1 protein-coding gene and 1 pseudogene are annotated in these 1,491 nt (G+C 35.9%); one reads left to right on the top strand and one right to left on the bottom strand.

Annotation, left to right across the window (positions count from 1 at the left end; genetic code table 11):
* Positions 1–136 precede the first annotated feature (136 nt).
* Complete coding sequence (locus tag E1140_RS00385) at positions 137–949, bottom strand: phytanoyl-CoA dioxygenase family protein (RefSeq protein WP_155177977.1); 813 nt, start codon at positions 947–949, stop codon at positions 137–139.
* 81 nt (positions 950–1,030) lie between these two features.
* Between E1140_RS00385 and E1140_RS21605 the strand changes: the two are divergent.
* Positions 1,031–1,491: pseudogene (locus tag E1140_RS21605) on the top strand (hypothetical protein); the annotation flags it as partial.

The following is a 1,491-nucleotide window of genomic DNA, read 5'->3' on the forward strand; positions in this document are numbered from 1 at the left end:
AATTAACTATAGAAGCATATGATCTGTTAATCTAAAGAAATTATATGTTATCTCGAAGCTTTTTTAAGAATCAACGTTTAGACATCATATTTTAGACTAGTTATTTCTTTAAAAATTAATATAAGTGATGTATTAACTACTTTAGACATGGTCTTAGCTCTAAAGCCATCCGTGTAATGTCCTCATTCAAATTGACTGCAGAACCATGTATTAGATATGGTGAGAATATTATTGACTCACCATATTTGGGGTTTGGCCTTATGGCATGAAGCTCATTATCAGGCCCCTTAACAATGCCTGGCACATGATATTTTAACCCTTTAAGTGTCGCTCCTTTCGCTGCTGTTCTCAAAACATCAGCCTCATTCCATAAATGGCTTTTTGGAATGATAGGAAGTGAGGATTTTTTATTACAGCCTGCTATAGGAATCCAGAGGTTAATGGTGTCTTTATAGTAATCAAGGTAGGCATCTCGATGTAATGGATTAATATCAAAAGAGTTAGGTCTGCTAATTCGTAAGGTAATAACTTCGGTATCCAGTTTTGGGTTTTCAATAGCAACAGCCTTACCTAAGTGCTGTGATATAAGTTCACAGACAGCATTTAAGTCAACATCAAAGTCTTTTCTTGTGAGTGAGCGTGTTTCATTAATAACTTGCAAATGCCGCTCCTGCGTGTTGGCAACTTTATGATAATCTTCAAGAATATCAATGTCTGGAATGTCATACTTTGCCATTATCCTGTTAAGGATAACCACTAGGTTGTCTTTCAAGGCATTAAATTGCGTTGTATTTAGAATATCCAACGTAGTGTGCCCAACATCTGACCAGTCAACATGATCAATGGCATTTTTGTCCTGCTTAATTAACACTTCATCATTGCCGTAAGCAAACTCCCCTTCTACTTCATATTCAAATAACTCATTATCGATGTACAGTTGGCATTTCATGCAGCTAAGATTTGCATATCTTTCGAACAATCAAACTCCTTAGCCTCATTTTAATAATGTAATTTCCACTAATTTGCAGGCATGTCAGCAAATGAGATAGTCCTAATTGTAATTAGCGGCCTTGGGGTGATTCATGGTTTATTTCTAGCCATCTTTCTATGGACATATCGGAAAGGGAATCGTTTATCAAACATTCTACTTGGTCTGCTGCTGCTTGTTCTTTCCTTTAGAATTGGAAAGTCCGTTTTTTTAGAGTTCACTCCCGCTCTTGATGTGAAATTTATATTTTCAGGACTGGGTACAATCATGGCAATTGGGCCACTGTTTTACCTATTCGCCAAATCTTGCATAAATAAATCATTTACAGTTTCAAGTAAGTATCTGGCACAATTCATCCCGTCAGTTTTAGGTGTTTGTTTTGGTTTTTGGCTTGAAGAGCGACATTTAGATATAATCCCTCTCCCATTTTTTGCCTTGCTATTCATCACCTATTACCTGCATTTTATCATTTATATTTTTATTACCTACAAATTGGTAAAACG

Source organism: Fulvivirga lutimaris (assembly GCF_009711525.1).
Lineage (GTDB): Bacteria > Bacteroidota > Bacteroidia > Cytophagales > Cyclobacteriaceae > Fulvivirga > Fulvivirga lutimaris.